This is a genomic window from Kitasatospora cheerisanensis KCTC 2395 (assembly GCF_000696185.1).
GTDB classification, from domain to species: Bacteria; Actinomycetota; Actinomycetes; order Streptomycetales; family Streptomycetaceae; genus Kitasatospora; species Kitasatospora cheerisanensis.
In genome coordinates this window covers 181,708-201,579 of record NZ_KK853997.1, presented here as the reverse complement: position 1 = coordinate 201,579, position 19,872 = coordinate 181,708, and the positions used below count along the sequence as shown (strand labels likewise).

Below are 19,872 nucleotides of genomic sequence, written 5' to 3'. Positions count from 1 at the left end.
GTTCGTCCACGGGGCAGAACCGCACGGCCGACTTCGTTCGCACAGGGGGAACTCGAACATGCGCATCGGAACACGCCTGACCGGCCTCGCCGCCGGCGGCCTGCTGCTCGCCGCCACGATCGGCTTCGGGGCCGCCTCGCCCGCCCAGGCGGTGAACTGCGACCTGCCGCCGGTGGGCAGCATGTGCCTGCACGTCCACAACGCGGCCACCGACGAGTGGTACTGGTACGGCCCCTGGTACTCCTGCGACGTCCACCGGCTCGCCTTCTCCGAGATGCCCACCTGGATCAACAACAACCAGACCGGTGGGGTGCGGACCACGTTCTACGACAGCAGCGGCGGCGTGCTCGGCAGCGTCTCCCAGGACTACTCCGGCCGCCCGCCCGGCTACTCGGACGCCGGCAACTCCGCCGCCAAGTCCGTCCGCGTCTGCTGATCCGCGTTCCGGCCGGTCGGGTGCCGCCCCGCGGTGCTCGGCCGGCCGTCAGGCGGTGTGGCGGGCGACGATCGTCCGCATGGACGTCAGGAAGCCGGTGACGGCGGCGAGTTCGGCGGGGGAGAGGCCGTCGACGAGGGCGACGGTGTCGGCGATCAGCGGGCCGAAGAAGGTCTCGCCGAGGGTGATCGCCCGGTCGGTGACCGCCAGGAGGACGCGGCGGCGGTCGTGCGGGTCGCGGGTGCGGCGGACGTGGCCGAGCCGTTCGAGGCGGTCGAGGACGGCGGTGGTGCCCGCCGAGTTCAGGCGCAGTTCGCGGCCGAGCAGGCCGGGCGTGGCGGGGTGCCGGCCCGGGCGGCGTCGAGCAGGGCGATCAGGGCGCGCAGGTCGGTCGGGTGCAGGTCGTTGCGCCGGGCGAAGTCGGCGGCCAGCAGGTCGAGTTCGACGGTGAGCGCGCGGAGCTGATGCACCGTCCGGAGGCCGTGGTCGGGCGGGAGTTCGTCGGTCATGCGGAGCGGCCTTTCGGCAGGGGCGGGTGTGCGGGCGGGGTGGACCGGTGCATAGTATCTCGCCGAGCGAGACAATTGCTCAGCGAGACAACTCTGCCCGCGGAGGCTGCTGCCATGGCGTTCGACCGTTCCGCCTTCCTGTCCGCGTACGACACCCTGCTCGACCGCTGGCCCGTCCCCGTCGAGACCCTCGACGTCGACACGCCGTACGGCACCACCCGGGTGAACGCCGCCGGACCGGCCGGCGGGCCGCCGCTGGTGCTGCTGCACGGCGGCGGCGCCACGGCCGCGAGCTGGTGGCAGAACGTCGGCGAACTCACCCGCGGGGCACGGGTGTTCGCCGTCGACCGGATCGGCGAGGCGGGCCGCTCGGCGAGCGGCGGGCGGCAGCCGCTGCGCCGCGTCGAGGACCTGCACGGCTGGCTGGACGCCGTCCTCGACGGGCTCGGCCTCGACCGGGTCGACCTGTGCGGACACTCCTACGGCGGCTGGATCGCGCTGAGCTGGACGCTGCGCAGTCCCGACCGGGTCGACCGCCTCGCCCTGCTCGACCCCACCGGCTGCTTCACCTCCTACGCGCCCGCTACCTGCTGCACGCCGCGCCCATGCTGGCCCGCCCGAGCGAGGCCCGCGCCGCAGGCTTCCTCCGCTGGGAGACCGGCGGCAGCCCGCTCGACCCGGACTGGGCCCGCCTGTACTGCCTCGCCGCGACCTTCCCCGCTGCCCGGCCCGTCACCGGACCCCGCCCCCGACCCGAGGCCCTGGCCGCACTGCGCGCCCGCTGCCTCGTGCTGGCCGCCGCCGACAGCCGCGCCCACAATCCGCGCACCCTCGCCGAGCGCGCCGCCGCGCTGCTCCCGCGGGCCGAGGTCCGTACCCTGCCCGGCGTCTCCCACCACGCCCTGCCGCACACGCAGGCGTCCGCCGTCACTGCGGAGTTGACGGCCTTTCTGGCCCGCAAGCCCTGACGGCGCGGGACGCTACCGTCGGAGCAGCGAAGAACGGCGGGAGGAGAGCGGTCGTGGCGGTGCGCAGGGTGGTGCCGAACGTGCGGGTGGCGGACGGGCGGGCGATGGGGGAGAGCCGGGAGTTCTACGAACGGCTCGGCCTCGCGGAGGTGATGGACCACGGCTGGATCGCGACCCTGGCCGCGCCCGACAGCCCCACCGCACAGCTGAGCCTCACGACCGGGGACGCCACCGCGCCCGTGGTGCCGGACCTGAGCGTCGAGGTGGACGACGTGGACGCCGCGTACGCGGCGATGCGGGCCGCCGGCGCGGAGATCATGCACCCGCTGACTGACGAGGAGTGGGGAGTGCGCCGGTTCTTCGTCCGGGACCCGAACGGGCAGGTGGTGAACGTCCTCGGGCACCGGTGAGCGGAACTACCAGCCGGTGCGCAGCCGGTAGGACGGGGTGAGGTCGCGGACCTCGGCGGAGCGGACGACCTGGCGGCCGAGGACGGGCCGCAGGTGCTTGTCCAGCAGCCGCAGCACCTCCTCGGACAGCCGCGCCTTCAGCCCCTCCGGCCGCCCCGGCAGCAGCCCGATCGCGATGTGCACGAAGGCCGTCAACTGCCCGTCCGCATCGTCCACCCAGGTCTCCGCCGCCTGCCGGAAGAAGGTCTTGCACACGCCCCGGGAGGCCACCCGGTCACGGACCAGCGGGTGGAGTTCGCGGACGAAACCGGGGCGGTCGAAGGAGTCGGCCAGCTGGGGCGAGTAGTCGACGGTGATGTGGGGCATGGCGGACCTTCTTCGCGCAGATGCTTGGCTTCTACACCTGCCATTGAATCCCCGCCCACCTCGGGCGCTGCGCCCGGGGTCCCACATGGCGGACAGCCGGAGAGGGTCAGTCGGCGGCCGCGGACCCGGGCGGCACGTCCCGGATGCCGAGGCGCAGATGCTCCACGTGGTACAGGGCCTGGTCGAGGAGCTCGGCGACGTGGTTGTCGTACAGCGCGTAGACGATCGACCGGCCGTGGCGCTCGCCGGTGACCAGTCCGAGGTTGCGCAGCAGCCGCAGCTGGTGCGAGCAGGCGGAGGCCTCCAGGCCGACGGCCTCGGCCAGTTCGCCCACCGAGCAGGGCCCCTCCTGGAGCCGGGCCAGGATGTGCAGCCGGGAGGGCGTGGCCAGGGCCTGGAGGGTGGCCGCGACGTCGGCGGTTCCGACGGCATCGAGGCGCTCGCGCGTGGTGGCGCCGGTGGCGGTGTCGGTTCCGTGGCCCATGCGCTCATCATACTCACCACACCTGAAGACCTGTTCAGATGTTCCGGTATGGTGGCCGTGTCGTCCCGCCCGCCCGCGAAGGGTTGCACTGCCATGTCCTCCGTCCTGGACCGGCGGCCCGCGCCGCCCGTCGCCGCGCCCCGCCCGGCCCCGCCGAAACGGCGCACCCGCGTCCTGGCGCTCCCCGAAGCCCGCTGGGCACTGGCCTCCCTGCTGCTGTTCCTCCTCGCCCTCCCGCTCGACCTGGCCGGCGCCCCGCCTGGGCCTGGGGCCCGCTCTACGCCCTCGCCTACGCCACCGGCGGCTGGGAGCCCGGCTGGGCCGGCCTCCGGGCACTGCGCGAGAAGACCCTCGACGTCGACCTGCTGATGATCGTCGCCGCCCTCGGCGCCGCCGCCGTCGGACAGGTGATGGACGGCGCGCTGCTGATCGTCATCTTCGCCACCTCCGGCGCGCTGGAGGCGATCGCCACCGCCCGCACCGCCGACTCGGTCCGCGGCCTGCTCGACCTCGCCCCCGCCACCGCGACCCGGCTGACCGGCGACGCCGGCTCCGGCTCCGGATACGGCGAAGAGACCGTCCCCGTCGAGGAGTTGACGGTCGGCGACACCGTGCTGGTCCGGCCCGGCGAGCGGATCGGCGCGGACGGCCGGGTCCTGGACGGCACCGGCGAGGTCGACCAGGCCACCATCACCGGCGAGCCCCTGCCGGTCGCCAAGCGCCCCGGCGACGAAGTGTTCGCCGGCACCCTCAACGGCACCGGCGCGCTGCGCATCCGGGTCGAACGGGACGCCACCGACTCGGTGATCGCCCGGATCGTCGCCATGGTCGAGGAAGCCTCCGAGACCAAGGCCCCCACCCAGCTGTTCATCGAGAAGGTCGAACAGCGGTACTCCCTCGGCATGGTGGCCGCCACCCTCGCCGTGTTCGCCGTCCCGCTCGCGCTCGGCGCCGCGTTCACCGGCTCGCTGCTGCGCGCCATGACCTTCATGATCGTCGCCTCGCCGTGCGCGGTCGTCCTCGCCACCATGCCGCCGCTGCTGTCCGCCATCGCCAACGCCGGCCGGCACGGCGTCCTGGTGAAGTCCGCCGTCGTCATGGAACGCCTCGGCCAGGTCGACGCCGTCGCCCTCGACAAGACCGGCACCCTCACCGAAGGCACCCCCGGGTCACCGACGTCCGCCCGCTGCCCGCCGCCGGACTGACGGAGGACCAGCTGCTCGCCCTCGCCGCCGCCGCCGAACACCCCAGCGAACACCCCCTCGCCGCGCCCTGGTCGACGCCGCCCGCACCCGCCGGCTGCCCTCGCCCCGCCGAGGACTTCACCGCCACCCCCGGCGTCGGCGTCACCGCCACCGTCGACGGACACACCGTCACCGTCCGCGCCCCCGAACGCGACTGCCCCGCCACCGGCGAAGCCGTCGCCGCCCTCGAGGACGCCGGACGCACCGCCGTCGTCGTCGCCACCGACGGCGCCCCCGTCGGCGTGCTCGGCCTCGCCGACCGGCTGCGACCCGACGCCGCCGCCACCGTCCGCGCGCTCACCGCGCTGACCGGCGACGCCCCCGTGCTGCTCACCGGCGACAACCCGCGCGCCGCCCGGCGACTGGCCGAGGAGGCCGGCCTCGGCGAGGTCCGGGCCGGGCTGCTGCCGCAGGACAAGGCCGCCGCCGTCCAGGAGTGGGAACGCGCCGGACGCAAGGTGCTGGTGGTCGGCGACGGCGTCAACGACGCGCCCGCGCTCGCCGCCGCGCACACCGGCCTCGCCATGGGCCGGGCCGGCTCCGACCTCGCCCTGGAGACCGCCGACGCGGTCATCGTCCGCGACGAACTCGCCACCGTACCGGCCGTGGTGGCGCTCTCCCGGCGCGCCCGCGCGCTGGTCGTGCAGAACCTGGCCCTCGCCGCCGCGTTCATCACCGTCCTGGTGGCCTGGGACCTGCTCGCCCCGCTCCCGCTGCCGCTCGGCGTGCTCGGCCACGAGGGCTCCACCGTCCTGGTCGGCCTCAACGGCCTGCGCCTGCTGCGCGAATCCGCCTGGACCGGCGCCCTCCGTGCGGGGGGCGCCGCATGAGCCGCCGCTCCGACCGCACCCGGCAGACCGCCGAGGCCGCTGCCGCCGCCCGCTGCACCGTCACCGTCTGCCGCGGCTGCTGCTGCGGCGTGCCCGCCAAGAACCCCCGGCTCGACCACGAGGCCCAACTTGACGACCTGCGCACCGCGCTGGCCGGCGTCGCCGCCGTCCGCCGCACCGACTGCCTGGACGCCTGCGAACAGGCCAACGTGATCGTCGTCCAGCCCTCGGCCGAGGGCCGCCGGGCCGGCGGGCGGCCCGTCTGGCTCGGCCTGGTCAACGACCGCGACGCCGCCGCCGACATCACCGCCTGGGTCGCCGCCGGCGGCCCAGGCCTGGCCGAGCCGCCCGCCGTGCTCGACCTGTACGCCTTCCGGCCGTCCCGCCGGGTCCGCGCCGAACTCGAGTCCGAGTAGCGCCGGCGGCGCGCAGCCCACGACCTCGGCCGCGCGCCGCCGGCGAACCGGGCGGACCAGGGTGAAAGCCGCAGATCGGCGGCGGAAATCCGGGCGCGGCCATTGGCCCGGCCGGAGCCGGGAGTGTAGGAATGGGCGTATGACCCGGTTTCGGGCAGCACCCGGCGGACACAGCGTGGCGGGCCAGGCCTCCCCGCGCCGCACGCCCATGGGCCGCCGCGAACCGCTGAACCCCGCGCGGCACGGACGGCGCGGATGACCCAGCACCCGCCCGAGACCCCCCGCGCCACCGAACCGGCCGTCGTCCGCGAAGGCGTGCTGCTGATCGGCGCCGACCGCGCCCTGCTGTATGCCAACGACGAGGCGCGCCGACTGCTCGAACTGCCCGCCGACTGCGAGGGCCGCCCGCTCGGCGCGCTCGGCCTGCCGCCCGCCCTGACCGCCCTGCTCGACGACGGCGGCGACCTCACCGACGCACCCGTCGCCGTGCACGGCCGCACCCTCGGCCTCGACCTGCGCCCCACCGACCGGGCCGGCGGCCCGCACTGCCGGATCGCGACCCTGCGCGACACCGCCGCCCTCGCCAACCCCGACACCGCCCGCCGCCGCCTCGAACTGCTCTACCGGGCCGGCGCCTCCATCGGCACCACCCTCGACATCACCCGCACCTGCCAGGAACTCGCCGCCGCCCTCGTCCCCGCCTTCGCCGACTTCGCCTGCGTCGACCTGTACGAGGGCGTCCTCGACGGCGGCGAACCCCGCCCCGGCCGGCACCGGCCGCTGCGCCGCGCCGCCCTGTCCGGCATCACCGCACAGCCCCCGCTGCTCGGCCCCGGCTCGCCCGTGCCGATGGTGCCCGGCACCCCGCGCGCCCGCGCCGTCGCCGCCGCCCGCTCCGTCGTCGAACCCGACCTGTCGGCGGCCCTCGACGCCTGGGACGAAGTCAGCCCGGGCACCGTCGACGCCATGCGCGGCGAGCAGGTGCACACCCTGATCGCGGCGCCGCTGTGCGTCGGCGACACCCTGCTCGGCGTCGCCACCTTCTGGCGGGCCCGGCCCCGGCCGGTGTTCGACGCCGAGGACGGCGCCCTCGCCGAGGAACTCACCGCCCGCGCCGCCGTCCTGGTCGACAACGCCCGCCGCTACACCCGCGAACACACCATGGCGGTCGCCCTCCAGCACAGCCTGCTGCCCGCCGGCCTGCCCCAGCAGCAGGCCCTGGAGGTCGCCTCCCGCTACCTGCCCGCACAGGCCGGCGTCGGCGGCGACTGGTTCGACGTCATCCCGCTGTCCGGCGCCCGGGTCGCCCTGGTGGTGGGCGACGTGGTCGGCCACGGCGTGCACGCCGCCGCCACCATGGGACGGCTGCGCACCGCCGTGCACACCTTCTCCTCCCTCGACCTGGCCCCCGAGGAACTCCTCGGCCACCTGGACGCCCTGGTCAACCGCCTCGACCAGGAGAACCCCCGCCCCGACGGCGCGGAACGCCAGATCACCGGCGCCACCTGCCTGTACGCCGTCTACGACCCCGTCACCCGGCGCTGCACCTTCGCCCGGGCCGGCCACCCGCCGCCCGCCGTGGTCCACCCCGACGGGCGGGTGGAGATCCCCGACCTGCCCGGCGGGCCGCCGCTCGGCATCGCCGGCCTGCCGTACGAGGCCAGCGAGCTGGAACTCGCCGAGGGCAGCCGGCTGGTGCTGTACACCGACGGGCTGGTGGAGTCCCGCGCGCACGACCTCGACCACGGCATGAAACTGCTCCGCGCCGCGCTCTCCCACCCCGACCGCAGCCCCTGGCAGATCTGCGACGACCTGCTGGAGGCGCTGCTGCCCGCCAACCCCGCCGACGACATCGCCCTGCTGGTGGCCCGCACCCGGGCCCTGCCCGCCGACCACGTCGCCGACTGGGACGTCCCCGCCGACCCGGCCGCCGTCGCCCGGATCCGCGCCGCCGTCACCAGCAGGCTGGAGGACTGGGGCCTCACCGAGCAGGCGTTCGCCGCCGAACTCGTGCTCAGCGAACTGATCACCAACGCGATCCGGCACGCCAGCGGACCGATCCGGGTCCGGCTGCTGCGCGACCGGGCCCTGATCTGCGAGGTCTGGGACGGCTCCGCCACCTCCCCGCACCTGCGGCACGCCACCGACACCGACGAGGGCGGCCGCGGCCTGTTCCTGGTCGCCCAGCTCGCCGAGCGCTGGGGCACCCGCTACCCCGCCAGCGGCAAGGTGATCTGGGCCGAACTGGCGATCGACGAGCCGCTCACTCCTCGCACAGCTGCTTGAACAGCTGGAGATCGGACCGCACCGCCTCCTCCACCGCCCGGCTCTGCGCGAACCCGCGCGGCCCGCCCACCGCGTCCTTCAGCTCGTCCGGGTCGTACTCCAGGCGGACCTGCACCTGGGTGCGCGAGGCGTCCAGCGGGCGCAGTGCGAAGGTGCCGCGCAGCGGCGGGCCGTCGGTCTCCCAGCTCATCACCCGGCCGCGCCCGTGGTCGGTCAGCTCCGCGTCCACCCGGTGCCGCTCGCCGCCGAACTCCACCTCCAGGTCCGCGTGCCGCCGGCCGCGCGCCGTGGCGTGCACCACGCCGCCCACGAACTCCGGGTACTCCGCCACCCGGTGCAGCTGCGACCAGGCCGTCCCCACCGGGGCGGTCACCTCGATCTGCTCCTCCAGGGTCCGCATCGCGCGCACCTCCGCATCGTCGACGCTCCCTTCCAGCCTGCAAGGGACGGCGGTCGGCGGCAAAGGCGACCGGCGCGGGGCCCCGGCCCGGCGCCGTCGCGGGGAGCGGGGCGCAGCGCAGATCGGATATCGTTCCGGCCAGCCGCTGCGACCGGCAGGAACGACCAATTCGAATACCAGTCGGGGGACTTGATGAACGATCAGCCCACTCGGGCGATGCCGCCCACCGAGCCGCCTCCGGCGGCCCCGAAGGCGTCGGCCGCCAAGACCTGGGGCGTGATCGCCGCGGTGGTGAGCGCGGCGGCGGGCGTGGCGAGCGCGATCGCGGCCTTCACGGGCGGTTCGGACGGCCCCGCCGCCGCGCCCCCGCCCGCCGCGCAGACCACCGTCACCACCCCCGGCCAGGCCCCGGCGGGACGGCGACCGGCGGGACGGGCGGCGCGCCGCCGGCCGCGACCGCGGCGCCGGTGCGCTGGTCGGGGAAGGTCCGATTCGGGCTCTCCGGCCTCGACCTGGCGACCCTGCCGCCGAAGGCCCGCAGCGGCGACACGCTGGGCGGCAGCATCTGGCCGAGCGCGCAGCGCAGCGGCAGCAGCGGCATGAAGATCAAGGGCCAGGTCGCCCCCTGGGCCGGCCCCGGCGACCCCACCGCGGAGGGCTGCCGCACCCTGCTGCAGACACAGCCGCAGAAGGAGGTCGACGTGCTGGAGGGCGACCGGGTCTGCGTGGTCGACGACCACTCGCCGATCGCGGTCGTCACCGTCACCGCCACCCACTACGACGCGGGCAGCTACGGCGAGCTGGAGGCCGACCTGACGGTGTGGAACCTGAAGCTCTGACGGCGACGACCGCGGTGCCAATGACGGCGGCACGGCGAAGGCCCCGGCCCCCGACGGACGGGGACCGGGGCCGGTGGGACGCGGCCGGTCAGGACTCCGGGAAGGCGCCGTCGAACGCGGCGGCCAGCCGGAGGTACGGGACGGCCTCGGCGTGCCGGCCCTGGCGCTCCAGGACGCGGCCGAGCACGAGGTGCGCGTAGTGCTCCACCGGGTCGCGCTCGATCACCGCGCGCAGCTGCTCCTCGGCGCGGCGCAGCTGGGCCGAGTGGTAGTACGACCGGGCCAGCAGCAGCCGCGGGCCGACCTGCTCCGGGACCTCCTCGACCAGCTCGGCGAGGATCCGCGCGGCGTCCGCGTACGCCTTGGAGTCGAAGAACAGCTGGGCGCGGGCCCAGCGCTCGGCCACGGTGCCCTCGTGGAGGGTGGCCTGCTCCGGGCGCAGGCCCGTCGTGGTCTCCGGGCGGAAGTCGGTGGTCATGCCCTGCTCCTTCCCGTTTCCGGGTCCTCGTCGGACCTCCGCGGCCCGACAGGTGGTTGAACATTCACCTACCGGGGTCTATTCCGCGCGGAAACCGGGACGCTCAGGCCCCCGCCGCCAGGTCCAGCAGCCGCACCATGAACGGCACCGGCAGGGCCGCGTTCGCCGCCGCCGCACCCGGCCGCGCACCCGGCTCCAGCAGGCCGAGCAGCACCTCCAGCGGCAGTCGCGGATCCCGGGCCGCCGCATCCGCCACCACCGGGTCCGGGTCCTCCGCCAGCCGCGCCAGCACCCCGGTCGGCAGCTCCGGATCGCGCAGCGCCGCCCACCGCAGGGCCGGCTCCGGCCGGTCCGCCCACGCGGCCGGCCCGGGCGCCGCGAACCGCTCCAGCGTCGGCAGCGAGGCCGGGCCGAGCAGCTCCGCGTACACCGACCGCAGCAACTCGCCCGGCGCGTCCGCACAGTGCTCCGCCAGCGCCAGCCGCACCGAGAGCTCCGGGTCCTCCGCCAGCAGCGCCACCACCTCGGCCGGCAGGTGCTCCAGCGAGGCCACCGCCCGCCGCACCAGCGGATGCGCCGAACCGGCCAGCCGCAGCAACTCCGCCGGATCGCCCGCCCGTTCGGCCACCCACGGCAGGTCCGGCGCCGCCGCGTCCGGCACCCGGAAGTCCACCGCCGCCCGCTGCCGCTCCGTCAGGTCCGGCCGCAGCGACACCGCGAGCCGCACCTCCGCGTCCGGATCCGCCGCCAGGGCCAGCGCCAGATCCGTCGGCAGCCGCGGATTGCCCGCCGCCGCCCGGCGGATCCGCGGATCGTCGTCCAGCACCAGCCACTCGCCGAGCGCCCGCTCCAGGGCGGCCCCGCCGCCGTCCGCTCGCGCCGCAGCGGATCGCTCTCCGCTATGTACCCCGCCAGCGTCACCGGCAGCGGCCGCTCCACCCGCAACGCCCGCTGCACCGCCGAGCGCACCGCCGGATCGCGGTCCGACCGCAGCGCCGTCCGTACCCGGGGCGGCAGTTGGGCCCAGCTGTCCGCACCCACCGCCGCCGCCCGCACCAGCGGCGAACCGTCCTGCGCCAGCCGCACCAGCAGCTCCACCGGCAGGCCCGCACAGCCCGGCACCAGGCGGCGGGTGTCCGGATCCCGGTCTGCCGCCAGCGCCGCCAGCGTCTCCGGCGGCAGCGCCACCCGGTGCCCCGCCGCGGCCGCGGCCCGCCGCACCCGGCGCTCCCGGTCCGCGGCCAGCGCCGCCAGCGTCCCGGCCGGCAGCCCCGGCCGCTCCGCCAGCGCCGCCCGGACCCGCCAGTGCGGATGCCGCAGCGCCGTCTCCAGCACGCAGTCCGGCAGCTCCGGCCGCACCGCCAGCCAGCCCGGGCCCGCGCCGTCACCGCCGTCGGCGGTGTCGCCCAGCAGCCGGCACAGCACCTTGGCCGGGGCCGCCGGATTGGCCGCCAGACCGGCGCGCCACTCGCCTGCGGGCGGTGGGCCGGACATCGGTCGCCAGACGGCGGCGGGCTGATGGGCGCTCAGATCGAGCACGTGTAGAACCTCCCCCGGAACGGCAAACGTCACCGAGCCTACCCGCGTGGTGGCGCTCCGTGCACGGGATCGCGCCACGCCCACACCTGCGGTTCGCAGGATGTGGGAAGTGTGCGCACGGTGCGGAACACCGGGGGAGGAACGGGACCGTTCCGCGCGGCCCGAGTGGCACTCGGTGCCAAGGCGGGGAGGGTCGACGGGCCGTCAGGTGCGCGGAACCAGGCGGAAGGTGAGCACCCGGCCGCCCTCCTCGCTGGTCACCAGCTGCACCCGGGCCCCGATCGGCACCGCGCCCGGCAGTCCGCCGAGCACCGCCGCCTGCACGGTGAACCCCTCGTCCAGCACGATCAGGTACGGGCGGCCCAAGTGCGGACCGCGGCGGGTCGGACGCAGCAGCCGCTGCACCGTGCCCTGCCCGGACGCCACCGCCGGCTCCAGGTCCGCCGACCCGCACACCGGGCACAGCAGGCAGGAGCCGGAGCTCGCCGAGTGGCACCAGTGGCAGCGGCGGTAGCGCAGCTGGGTCTCCACGACCGGCTGCTCGGGCTGCCGCTGGAAGCCGGACGGGACGAAGTGCGGAGCGAACGGGTCGGCGGCGGTGGCGAGTTGCGCCACCGGGCCGGAGAGGGTGGGGGAAACCGTCGGGGCCGTCGTCGGTGCGGCCGGGGCGAGGGTGGGGGTCATGGCCGTCTCCTTGCTGAGCCGGTGTGCGCCGCCGTACCGCCGCCCGGGCGGGCGTGCGGTCGGGGCGGTCTGCCAGGAGGACGGTATGGCACTCAGTGCCCCGTGTAAAGGTACCGAGTGCCAGACGGTACGTCAGATGATCCGAGTGGCAGGTGGGCCGGCGCCGGGTCGCCCGGCGGGCCCGGCCGAACGGGCTCAGGGCTCCAGCGCCGCTTCCACGCCCTGCACCACCCGCCACATCGGCGTCCCCCGACGGGCCACCATGACGACCACCTCCTCGTCCTGCGACTCCGCCCGGCCCTCGGCCGCACCGTCGCCCCAGGTGTCGATCACCAACTGCAGCGCCTCGTCCACCGCCGCGCCCACGTCGCCCTCGCCGCCCGAGCGCAGCCACGCCCGCAGCGCGAAGTTGTGCGCCGCGACCACCGCCGCCGCGATCACGTCCGCGCGCAGCGCGCCGTCCGCGCGGGCCGCGTACCGGGTGCGCAGATGGCTCGCCAGGGTGCGCTCGTAGCGCCACACCACCGACAGCTCGTGGGTGCGCAAGTTCGGTACCTTCTTGGTGAGTTGGTACCGCCCCACGGAGAACGCCGGGTTCCCCGCGTACATCCGCAGCACCAGCCGGGCCGCGTCGCAGACCTGCGCCACCGGGTCGCCCGTCGGGTCGGCCTGCTCCAGCAGCGCCGTCATGTCCGCCAGGCAGCCGTCGTGGTCCGGGAAGACCACCGCCTCCTTCGACGGGAAGTACCGGAAGAACGACCGCCGGCCGACGCCCGCGAGCGAGACGATGTCGTCGACGGTGGTCTGCTCGAAGCCGCGCTCCGAGAACAGCTCGAAGGCCGCCTCCACCAGCGCGTCGCGCATCGTCGGTCGGCTCGCGGCGGTTCCGCCCTGCTCATGCACCTCGCTCATACCCCGGACGGTAGCACCGACCCGGACGGCGAGGCTGGGCGAGGCGATACTCAGTGTGCATAATCGGGGGTACTGAGTGCCATCACCGAGGAGACTGCCATGACCCAGGACTTCGACCTCTTCCGGCTGAGCGAGGAGCACGAGATGCTCCGTGAGTCGGTGCGTTCGCTGGCGGAGGCGAAGATCGCCCCGTTCGCGGCGGCGGTCGACGAGGAGGGGCGTTTCCCGCAGGAGGCGTTGGACGCCCTGCTGGCGAACGATCTGCATGCGGTGCACGTGCCGGAGGAGTACGGCGGTGCGGGGGCGGACGCGCTGGCGACGGTGCTGGTGATCGAGGAGGTGGCGCGGGTGTGTGCGTCGTCCTCGTTGATCCCGGCGGTGAACAAGCTGGGTTCGCTGCCGGTGCAGTTGTCGGGTTCGGAGGAGTTGAAGGCGAAGTACCTGGGGGCGCTGGCCCGGGGTGAGGGGATGTTCTCGTACTGCCTGTCGGAGCCGGAGGCGGGTTCGGACGCGGCGGGGATGAAGACCCGGGCGGTGCGGGACGGGGACTTCTGGGTGCTGAACGGTGTGAAGCGGTGGATCACCAATGCGGGGGTGTCGGAGTTCTACACGGTGATGGCGGTGACGGATCCGTCGCTGCGGTCGAAGGGCATTTCGGCGTTCGTGGTGGAGAAGGGCGACGAGGGGGTGTCGTTCGGTGCTCCGGAGAAGAAGTTGGGGATCAAGGGGTCGCCGACGCGTGAGGTGTACTTCGACAATGTGCGGATTCCGGCGGATCGGATGATCGGTGCGGAGGGGACGGGGTTCGCGACGGCGATGCGGACGCTGGACCACACGCGGGTGACGATCGCCGCGCAGGCGCTGGGGATCGCGCAGGGGGCGCTGGACTACGCGAAGGGGTACGTGCGGGAGCGCAAGCAGTTCGGGAAGGCGATCGCGGAGTTCCAGGGCGTGCAGTTCATGCTGGCGGACATGGCGATGAAGCTGGAGGCGGCGCGGCAGTTGACGTACGCGGCGGCGGCGAAGTCGCAGCGCGGTGACGGGGATCTGACGTTCTTCGGGGCGTCGGCGAAGTGCTTCGCGTCGGACGTGGCGATGGAGGTCACGACGGACGCGGTGCAGTTGCTGGGCGGGTACGGGTACACGCGGGACTACCCGGTGGAGCGGATGATGCGCGACGCGAAGATCACCCAGATCTACGAGGGCACCAACCAGGTCCAGCGCATCGTGATGGCCCGCAACCTGCCGTAGTCGTTCCCTTCTTCAGGCGCCCGTCTGCGGGGTCGCTCCCACGTGCAGGTCACTGTCCGTGGCGCGATCCGGCCGGCGGGCGTCTCCCGTCTCGCGCAGTTCCCCTGTTCACGTCCCGTGACGGCGGTCACATGAGTGGCCAACTTCCTTGTGCGAGGCCGGGTTTGGCCGAAAGGGGCGGGTCGGCATGTGACGGAGTGTCGACGATGGTGTCGACCCTGGTGTGGTGGGGGATCTAAGGTATGCCTTAGCTTACTGAGCGGCGGTCCGGCCGGGGTTTCCGGAAGGGCGCCGCACTGGTGTTTTCCCGTATCCCTCGCCCTTGGAGTGAGCATGCCCGCCCGCCGTACGACTGCCGCGACCTTCCTCGTTCTCGCTGTGGCGGGTGCCGCGTTGGTGGGGTGCTCGAAGAAGGACGACGGGAAGGTGTCCGCGGACGGCAGCGGGCCGGTGCAGGTGACGGCGACGGACAGCAAGTGCGAGCTGTCGCGGACGACCTTCCCGGCGGGCCACGTCGAGCTGGCGGTGGCGAACAAGGGCAACAAGACGACCGAGGTGTACGTCTACGCCGAGGGCGACAAGATCGTCACCGAGCGGGAGAACATCGGTCCCGGCACCAAGGTGAGCATCAACGCCGAGATCAAGGCCGGCACCTACGAGGTGGCGTGCAAGCCGGGCATGACCGGTGACGGCATCCGCCAGAAGATCACCGTGACCGCCGCGTCCGGCGCCCCGGTGAAGACGGACGACCGGCTGACCCAGGCGGTCGCGGACTACCGCAAGTACGCCCAGGAGCAGGCGGACGCCACCATCCCGGTGGTGGAGCAGTTCGCGGCGGCGATCACCGCCGGCGACGTGGAGAAGGCGAAGTCGCTGTTCGCGGCGTCCCGGGTGGGCTGGGAGCGGACCGAGCCGGTCGCGGAGAGCTTCGGTGACATCGACCCGAAGACCGACACCCGCGAGGACGCGCTCGAGGACGGCCAGCAGTGGACCGGCTGGCACCGCCTGGAGAAGGCGCTGTGGGTGGACGGGAAGATCGGCGACGAGGAGAAGACCCTCGCCGCCCAGCTGGTCACCGACCTGAAGGACTGGCAGAAGCGCGTCCCCAGCGCGGAGATCACCCCGACCGGCATGGCGAACGGCGCCAAGGAGCTGCTGGACGAGGTCTCCAAGAACAAGATCACCGGTGAGGAGGACCGCTACAGCCACACCGACCTGTCGGACTTCGCCGCCAACGTCGAGGGCGCCCGCCAGGCGTACGAGCTGCTGAAGCCGGTCGCCTCGGAGAGCGACGCGGCGCTGTCGAAGACCCTGGACGCCGAGTTCGAGAAGATCACCGAGCTGCTGGCCAAGTACCGCCAGGCCGACGGCGGCTACACCTCGTACGACAAGGTGACCGAGGGGGAGCGGAAGACCTTCTCCGACGCGGTGAACTCGCTGAGCGAGCCGCTGTCGAAGCTGGCCGCGGCCGTCGTGGTGAAGTAAGGGCAGCGTAAGCTAAGGCTCTGTCAGCAGGTCAGGTCCGCAGGTCCGAGCAGGTCATGTCCGAGAGGGAACGCACGATGGACGTCGAGAACGAGCAGCAGGCGGTCTCCGCCGACGGTGGCGCGGAGAAGCCGCGGGCCGGGCTCAGCCGACGGGCCGTCATCGGCTGGGCCGGCGCGGGCGTGGCGATCGGCGCGGCCGGGGTGGGCACGGTGGCCGCGGCGACCATGGCGGACGACGCGCCGGCCGCCGCGCCGCAGAACCTGGACGTGCCGTTCTACGGCGAGCACCAGTCGGGGATCTCGACGCCCGTTCAGGACCGGCTGCACTTCGCCGCGTTCGACGTGATCACCGAGGATCGCGACGCGCTGATCAAGATGCTCAAGGAGTGGACCAAGGCGGCCGCCTCGATCACGGGCGGCCGCGAGGTCGGCGGCGGTGCGGTCGGCGTCGTCCCGCAGTCGCCGCCGGACGACACCGGCGAGGCGCTCGGCCTGCCGGCGTCGCGGCTGACGCTGACCATCGGGTTCGGGCCGACGCTGTTCGAGAAGGACGGCAAGGACCGGTTCGGGCTGAAGGCGAAGCGGCCCGAGGCGCTGGTCGACCTGCCGAAGTTCAAGGGCGACCGCCTGGAGGCGAATCGTTCCGGCGGCGACATCTGCATCCAGGCGTGCGCGGACGACCCGCAGGTCGCGGTGCACGCGATCCGCAACCTGGCCCGGATAGGCATGGGCGTGGTCAACGTCCGCTGGTCGCAGCTCGGTTTCGGCAAGACCTCGTCCACCACGCCCGACTCGCAGACCCCGCGCAACCTGATGGGCTTCAAGGACGGCACCCACAACATCGCCGGGACGGACGCGGATTCGCTCGCCCGGCACGTGTGGGCGGCGCCCGGCGACGGCCCGGACTGGATGACGGGCGGCTCGTACCTGGTGGCCCGCCGGATCCGGATGACCATCGAGACCTGGGACCGCGCCTCGCTGCAGGACCAGGAGGACACCTTCGGCCGCACCAAGATCGAGGGCGCCCCGTACGGCAAGCAGAAGGAGCGCGACGCCCCCGACCTGTCCGCGATGCCGGCCGACTCGCACGTGCGACTGGCCCACCCGGACAGCAACAACGGGCTGATGATCCTGCGCCGCGGCTACTCGTTCACCGACGGCACCGACGGCCTCGGCCGCCTGGACGCCGGCCTGTTCTTCCTGGCGTACCAGCGCGACACCCGCAAGGCGTTCGTGCCGCTGCAGACCAAGCTCGCCGCCAACGACAAGCTGAACGAGTACATCACGCACGTCGGATCCGCCCACTTCGCCTGCCCGCCCGGGGTCCGCAAGCCCGGCGAGTGGTGGGGCCAGACCCTGTTCGGCTGACCCCCGCCCCCCTCTCCCGCAAGCCCTCACGTCCCCACCGAGGAGAACCGCCGTGTTCGCCAACTACCTGATCGGCCTTCGAGAAGGCCTCGAAGCCAGCCTGGTGGTCTGCATCCTGATCGCCTATCTGGTCAAGACCGGCCGCAAGGACCGGCTCGGCCCGGTGTGGATCGGCGTCGGAAGTGCCGTCGCGCTGTCGATGGCGTTCGGCGCGGTGCTGCAGTTCGGCTCCAACCAGCTGTCCTTCAAGGCGCAGGAGGCGCTCGGCGGCACCCTGTCGATCGTCGCGGTCGGCCTGGTGACCTGGATGGTGTTCTGGATGCGGCGCACCGCGCGGCACCTGAAGAGCGAACTCCAGGGCAGGCTGGACGCCGCGCTGGCGATGGGCACCGTCGCCCTGGTCGTCACCTCCTTCCTGGCCGTCGGCCGGGAGGGCCTGGAGACCGCGCTGTTCATCTGGACCGCCGTGCAGTCCACCGGCGACGGCTGGAACCCGCTGGCCGGCGCGATCCTCGGCCTGCTCACCTCCGCGGTGCTGGGCTGGCTGTTCTACCGCGGCGCGCTCAAGATCAACCTGGCGAAGTTCTTCACCTGGACCGGCGGCATGCTGGTCGTGGTCGCCGCGGGCGTCCTCGCCTACGGCGTGCACGACCTGCAGGAGGCCGGCTGGATCCCCGGCCTGAACGAGCTGGCGTTCAACATCTCCTCCACCATCCCGGTGGACAGCTGGTACGGCACCCTGCTGAAGGGCGTGTTCAACTTCCAGCCCGACCCGACGGTGGTCCAGATCGTGGTGTGGCTGCTGTACCTGGTGCCGACGCTGTACTTCTTCTTCCGCAAGCCGAAGGCCGCCGGCCCCGCGCCGAAGCCCGCCGTGACGGAGGCGAAGGCCGCCTGACGGACGGTCAGAACGGAAGGAACCGCCCGGTTGCCGCTGATGCGGCAGCCGGGCGGTTCGGCGTTCTCGGGGCAGGTCTAGTAGATGGAGAAGACCGACGCCCAGTTCTGGCTGAACGCGGTGGAGGCGGTGGTGGCGGTGACCGCGTGGCCGGCGGTGGCGTCGCCGTCGAGGACGAAGCCGGTGGCCGGGTTCTTCAGGGTGTAGGTGCCGACGGCGTTCTGGGTGACCGTCCACTTCTGGTTGGCCTGGCCGAGGTTGACGGCCTGGAGGGTGACCTGGCCGCCGGCGTTGGCCGGGCGGTCAGGTAGAGCGGGATCAGGCAGCTGTCGTAGATCCGCACGGTGCCGTCGCCGTTGGAGGCGAACTTCCAGCGCTGCGAGGCCCGGGAGGTGTCGAGCGCGGCGAACTCGGCGACCGAGGGGATGCTGCCGCTACAGGTGCCGCCGCGCTGCAGGGCGTTGCCGCCGCCGTTGGTCAGCGCGTGGTAGCCGTTGTCGTCGATCACGGTGGGGCCGTAGTTGATGGAGCTGCTGTCGACCGCGGTCAGCGCCGCGCCGGTGGTGGACAGCCCGCTGGTGAGCCGGACGTTCTTGAACCAGTCGGCGAAGGTGGTGGGCGTGTTGGTGCCCAGCGAGGCGATGGTGCCGTTCCAGTTGCCGTCGACGGTGTTCCAGAGCTTGAGCAGCGCCATGTCGATGTTGCCCTGGACCTGGTCGCCGGTCTGCCAGGCGTCGCCGGCCACGAACGGCGTGACGTCGCCGTTGGGGAAGACGAAGCGCTGGTCGCCGAGCACGTAGGCGGCGGCCGCGTCGGCGAAGGCCTCGGTCCAGGCGCAGGTGCCGGAGGACGGCCAGTTGATGTAGTGCGGGTTGCAGTTGGGTATGTTCGCCGGCCAGAAGTCCTTGTACAGCCGGTGCTGGAAGAAGTGCGAGGCCTCGTGCAGCACCATGTGCTCGGAGTCCGGGTCCTGGTCGGACAGGAACACGGTGTGCGAGCCGGTGATGTACCAGGGGCCGGTGCCGGAGCCCGAGGTCCAGTTCAGGTTCATCGTGGTGCAGGTGGCGGCGTTCGCCTCGGCGGAGGTCCAGCACGGGGTGGTGGAGTTGGCCCGCTTCGACCAGAGCGCGTTGACGGTGTCGAAGGCGTGCCAGGCGCGGTTGGTGGCCACCGGCGGCTTGACGGTGCCGAGCGCGACGCTGGCGGAGACGTTCGACTGGGTGGCGGTGGTGAAGCTGTACGGCGTGTTGTTGGCGTCCTGGACGACCCGCCAGACCTGGTTGTTCTGAGTGGCGAAGCGGACGTACAGGTGGTCCATCGAACTGGTGCTCACCGGGGTGTAGCAGAGGTTGAAGGAGCCGTCGGCGGCGCCGGTCAGCTGGGTGTCGCTGTTCAGCTTGTGGTCGGTGTCGGTGGACTTCTCCCGGCCCCACAGCTCGACGGAGGCGTTGCGGGCGGACCGGGTCAGGGTCGGCTTGGTGGGGCCCGCCTCGGCGGACTGGTAGTCGAACTGCAGGGTGCCGTTCATGCAGATCGGCGTCGCGGCGGACGCGCTGCCCGCGGTCAGCGGGACGATGCCGCCGGCGGCGAGCAGGGCCGGCACCAGCAGGCGCAGGGTGGTGGAGCGGCGTGCCATGGACGTCCTTCCAGACGATGGCCCGGTCCGCGCACGGGGCGGACGGGGCGTGCGAAGGCCGGGTGAGGGCCCGGCTCCGGCCCGGACGCTCCGTACGGTGACGGGGCGTCGGCGGGCCGTGAGCAATCGTCGTGTCCGCGACAGGAGGGCCACCAGGGGCGCGCGGAATCATCGGTTCCGCTTGTGTGTGCCACCGGTGCGCCGGGCGTATGGCGAAGAGTTCGTGCGCCCCCGGTTGACCTGCTGACGAGCCGTCAGGCGGACGGCCAGGCGCGCAGGGCGAACTCGGCCGTGCGGTGCAGCTGTTCGGCCGGGGCGCCGTCGGCGGCGCGGACGGCCAGGCCGTGGGTCAGGGTGGTGAGGTACTCGGCGAGCGCGGCCGGGTCGGTGCCCGGGGCGAACTCGCCGGCCTCGGCGGCCCGTTCGAGGCG

General features: G+C 73.6%; 21 protein-coding genes and 2 pseudogenes. 12 read left to right on the top strand and 11 right to left on the bottom strand.

What is annotated here, in order from left to right; translation table 11 throughout:
• The first annotated feature begins 58 nt into the window (after positions 1–58).
• Positions 59–436 (top strand): hypothetical protein, encoded by a 378-nt coding sequence (locus KCH_RS01085; RefSeq protein WP_035858177.1) that lies wholly within the window; start codon positions 59–61, stop codon positions 434–436.
• A gap of 48 nt (positions 437–484) precedes the next feature.
• Here the strand turns inward: KCH_RS01085 and KCH_RS01080 are convergent.
• A pseudogene (locus KCH_RS01080) lies at positions 485–945 on the bottom strand (MarR family winged helix-turn-helix transcriptional regulator).
• 114 nt (positions 946–1,059) lie between these two features.
• On the opposite strand from KCH_RS01080, the pseudogene KCH_RS01075 reads away from it, so the two are divergent.
• Together KCH_RS01075 and KCH_RS01070 are read left to right on the top strand one after the other, a co-directional pair.
• Positions 1,060–1,913, top strand: a pseudogene (locus KCH_RS01075) (alpha/beta fold hydrolase).
• A 53-nt stretch (positions 1,914–1,966) separates the two neighbouring features.
• Positions 1,967–2,323: a VOC family protein gene (locus KCH_RS01070; RefSeq protein WP_035858175.1), complete on the top strand. Its 357-nt coding sequence runs from the start codon at positions 1,967–1,969 to the stop codon at positions 2,321–2,323.
• Positions 2,324–2,329: 6 nt separating this feature from the next.
• Here KCH_RS01070 and KCH_RS01065 read toward each other — a convergent pair whose 3' ends face one another.
• Together KCH_RS01065 and KCH_RS01060 are read right to left on the bottom strand one after the other, a co-directional pair.
• On the bottom strand, positions 2,330–2,689 hold the full coding sequence (locus KCH_RS01065; RefSeq protein WP_035858173.1) for a 5-carboxymethyl-2-hydroxymuconate Delta-isomerase: 360 nt from the start codon (positions 2,687–2,689) through the stop codon (positions 2,330–2,332).
• A 106-nt stretch (positions 2,690–2,795) separates the two neighbouring features.
• A complete protein-coding gene (locus KCH_RS01060; protein ID WP_035858171.1) occupies positions 2,796–3,173 on the bottom strand; it encodes an ArsR/SmtB family transcription factor in 378 nt (125 codons plus the stop codon).
• Between the two features lie 368 nt (positions 3,174–3,541).
• Between KCH_RS01060 and KCH_RS46965 the strand changes: the two genes are divergently transcribed.
• The 4 genes from KCH_RS46965 to KCH_RS01045 all read left to right on the top strand — a co-directional run bounded on the left by KCH_RS46965 (position 3,542) and on the right by KCH_RS01045 (position 7,949).
• Positions 3,542–4,378 carry an HAD-IC family P-type ATPase gene (locus tag KCH_RS46965; protein WP_425268721.1) on the top strand — a complete coding sequence of 279 codons (837 nt, stop codon included), beginning with the start codon at positions 3,542–3,544 and terminating at the stop codon, positions 4,376–4,378.
• Positions 4,360–5,247 carry an HAD-IC family P-type ATPase gene (locus tag KCH_RS46960; RefSeq protein WP_425268878.1) on the top strand — a complete coding sequence of 296 codons (888 nt, stop codon included), beginning with the start codon at positions 4,360–4,362 and terminating at the stop codon, positions 5,245–5,247. Before KCH_RS46965 ends, KCH_RS46960 begins: the two co-directional genes overlap by 19 nt.
• Positions 5,244–5,663: a hypothetical protein gene (locus KCH_RS01050; RefSeq protein WP_035858169.1), complete on the top strand. Its 420-nt coding sequence runs from the start codon at positions 5,244–5,246 to the stop codon at positions 5,661–5,663. Before KCH_RS46960 ends, KCH_RS01050 begins: the two co-directional genes overlap by 4 nt.
• Before the next feature lie 255 nt (positions 5,664–5,918).
• Positions 5,919–7,949 (top strand): ATP-binding SpoIIE family protein phosphatase, encoded by a 2,031-nt coding sequence (locus KCH_RS01045; protein WP_035858167.1) that lies wholly within the window; start codon positions 5,919–5,921, stop codon positions 7,947–7,949.
• Here KCH_RS01045 and KCH_RS01040 read toward each other — a convergent pair.
• Together KCH_RS01040 and KCH_RS45780 are read right to left on the bottom strand one after the other, a co-directional pair.
• Positions 7,927–8,349: an SRPBCC family protein gene (locus tag KCH_RS01040; RefSeq protein WP_035858165.1), complete on the bottom strand. Its 423-nt coding sequence runs from the start codon at positions 8,347–8,349 to the stop codon at positions 7,927–7,929. The two genes, KCH_RS01045 and KCH_RS01040, sit on opposite strands and share 23 nt — an antisense overlap.
• Positions 8,350–8,549: 200 nt before the next feature.
• On the bottom strand, positions 8,550–8,684 hold the full coding sequence (locus tag KCH_RS45780) for a hypothetical protein (RefSeq protein ID WP_279635817.1): 135 nt from the start codon (positions 8,682–8,684) through the stop codon (positions 8,550–8,552).
• Between the two features lie 132 nt (positions 8,685–8,816).
• On the opposite strand from KCH_RS45780, the gene KCH_RS01030 reads away from it, so the two are divergent.
• Entirely contained in the window at positions 8,817–9,188 is a 372-nt protein-coding gene (locus KCH_RS01030) for a hypothetical protein (RefSeq protein ID WP_035858161.1), read from the top strand.
• Between the two features lie 88 nt (positions 9,189–9,276).
• On the opposite strand, the gene KCH_RS01025 is transcribed toward KCH_RS01030, so the two are convergent.
• From KCH_RS01025 to KCH_RS01005, 5 genes are all read right to left on the bottom strand, one after another.
• Positions 9,277–9,666, bottom strand: coding sequence for a tetratricopeptide repeat protein (locus tag KCH_RS01025; protein ID WP_035858159.1), 390 nt, complete (start codon positions 9,664–9,666; stop codon positions 9,277–9,279).
• A gap of 103 nt (positions 9,667–9,769) precedes the next feature.
• On the bottom strand, positions 9,770–10,381 hold the full coding sequence (locus KCH_RS01020) for a hypothetical protein (protein WP_157031823.1): 612 nt from the start codon (positions 10,379–10,381) through the stop codon (positions 9,770–9,772).
• Positions 10,360–11,205 (bottom strand): HEAT repeat domain-containing protein, encoded by an 846-nt coding sequence (locus KCH_RS01015; protein ID WP_035858157.1) that lies wholly within the window; start codon positions 11,203–11,205, stop codon positions 10,360–10,362. Before KCH_RS01015 ends, KCH_RS01020 begins: the two co-directional genes overlap by 22 nt.
• 204 nt (positions 11,206–11,409) lie before the next feature.
• The gene (locus KCH_RS36575) at positions 11,410–11,889 is read right to left on the bottom strand and encodes a Zn-ribbon domain-containing OB-fold protein (protein WP_051652595.1); all 480 of its coding nucleotides are present in this window, start codon (positions 11,887–11,889) and stop codon (positions 11,410–11,412) included.
• Between the two features lie 195 nt (positions 11,890–12,084).
• Entirely contained in the window at positions 12,085–12,801 is a 717-nt protein-coding gene (locus tag KCH_RS01005) for a TetR family transcriptional regulator (RefSeq protein WP_035858155.1), read from the bottom strand.
• 99 nt (positions 12,802–12,900) lie between these two features.
• Here KCH_RS01005 and KCH_RS01000 point away from each other — a divergent pair, with 99 nt between their 5' ends.
• From KCH_RS01000 to efeU, 4 genes are all read left to right on the top strand, one after another.
• Positions 12,901–14,052 (top strand): acyl-CoA dehydrogenase family protein, encoded by a 1,152-nt coding sequence (locus tag KCH_RS01000; protein ID WP_035858153.1) that lies wholly within the window; start codon positions 12,901–12,903, stop codon positions 14,050–14,052.
• 333 nt (positions 14,053–14,385) lie between these two features.
• Positions 14,386–15,537 carry an iron uptake system protein EfeO gene (gene efeO / locus KCH_RS00995; RefSeq protein WP_035858151.1) on the top strand — a complete coding sequence of 384 codons (1,152 nt, stop codon included), beginning with the start codon at positions 14,386–14,388 and terminating at the stop codon, positions 15,535–15,537.
• A gap of 77 nt (positions 15,538–15,614) precedes the next feature.
• On the top strand, positions 15,615–16,907 hold the full coding sequence (gene efeB, locus KCH_RS00990; protein ID WP_035858149.1) for an iron uptake transporter deferrochelatase/peroxidase subunit: 1,293 nt from the start codon (positions 15,615–15,617) through the stop codon (positions 16,905–16,907).
• A 52-nt stretch (positions 16,908–16,959) separates the two neighbouring features.
• Positions 16,960–17,805, top strand: a complete 846-nt coding sequence (gene efeU, locus KCH_RS00985) for an iron uptake transporter permease EfeU (RefSeq protein WP_035858148.1) — start codon at positions 16,960–16,962, stop codon at positions 17,803–17,805.
• Between the two features lie 77 nt (positions 17,806–17,882).
• On the opposite strand, the gene KCH_RS47590 is transcribed toward efeU, so the two are convergent.
• Positions 17,883–18,131, bottom strand: coding sequence for an RICIN domain-containing protein (locus KCH_RS47590; RefSeq protein ID WP_482793300.1), 249 nt, complete (start codon positions 18,129–18,131; stop codon positions 17,883–17,885).
• Positions 18,132–19,872: the final 1,741 nt, after the last annotated feature.

Bases quoted from the DNA above. Each gene is read 5' to 3' on its own strand.
- KCH_RS01065 (WP_035858173.1), bottom strand. From the start codon at position 2,689: ATGCCCCACATCACCGTCGACTACTCGCCCCAGCTGGCCGACTCCTTC.
- efeO (WP_035858151.1), top strand. From the start codon at position 14,386: ATGCCCGCCCGCCGTACGACTGCCGCGACCTTCCTCGTTCTCGCTGTG.
- KCH_RS01005 (WP_035858155.1), bottom strand. From the start codon at position 12,801: ATGAGCGAGGTGCATGAGCAGGGCGGAACCGCCGCGAGCCGACCGACG.
- KCH_RS46965 (WP_425268721.1), top strand. From the start codon at position 3,542: ATGATCGTCGCCGCCCTCGGCGCCGCCGCCGTCGGACAGGTGATGGAC.
- KCH_RS01050 (WP_035858169.1), top strand. From the start codon at position 5,244: ATGAGCCGCCGCTCCGACCGCACCCGGCAGACCGCCGAGGCCGCTGCC.
- KCH_RS01000 (WP_035858153.1), top strand. From the start codon at position 12,901: ATGACCCAGGACTTCGACCTCTTCCGGCTGAGCGAGGAGCACGAGATG.
- KCH_RS01025 (WP_035858159.1), bottom strand. From the start codon at position 9,666: ATGACCACCGACTTCCGCCCGGAGACCACGACGGGCCTGCGCCCGGAG.
- KCH_RS01045 (WP_035858167.1), top strand. From the start codon at position 5,919: ATGACCCAGCACCCGCCCGAGACCCCCCGCGCCACCGAACCGGCCGTC.
- KCH_RS01040 (WP_035858165.1), bottom strand. From the start codon at position 8,349: ATGCGGACCCTGGAGGAGCAGATCGAGGTGACCGCCCCGGTGGGGACG.
- KCH_RS01060 (WP_035858171.1), bottom strand. From the start codon at position 3,173: ATGGGCCACGGAACCGACACCGCCACCGGCGCCACCACGCGCGAGCGC.
- KCH_RS36575 (WP_051652595.1), bottom strand. From the start codon at position 11,889: ATGACCCCCACCCTCGCCCCGGCCGCACCGACGACGGCCCCGACGGTT.
- efeB (WP_035858149.1), top strand. From the start codon at position 15,615: ATGGACGTCGAGAACGAGCAGCAGGCGGTCTCCGCCGACGGTGGCGCG.
- KCH_RS01085 (WP_035858177.1), top strand. From the start codon at position 59: ATGCGCATCGGAACACGCCTGACCGGCCTCGCCGCCGGCGGCCTGCTG.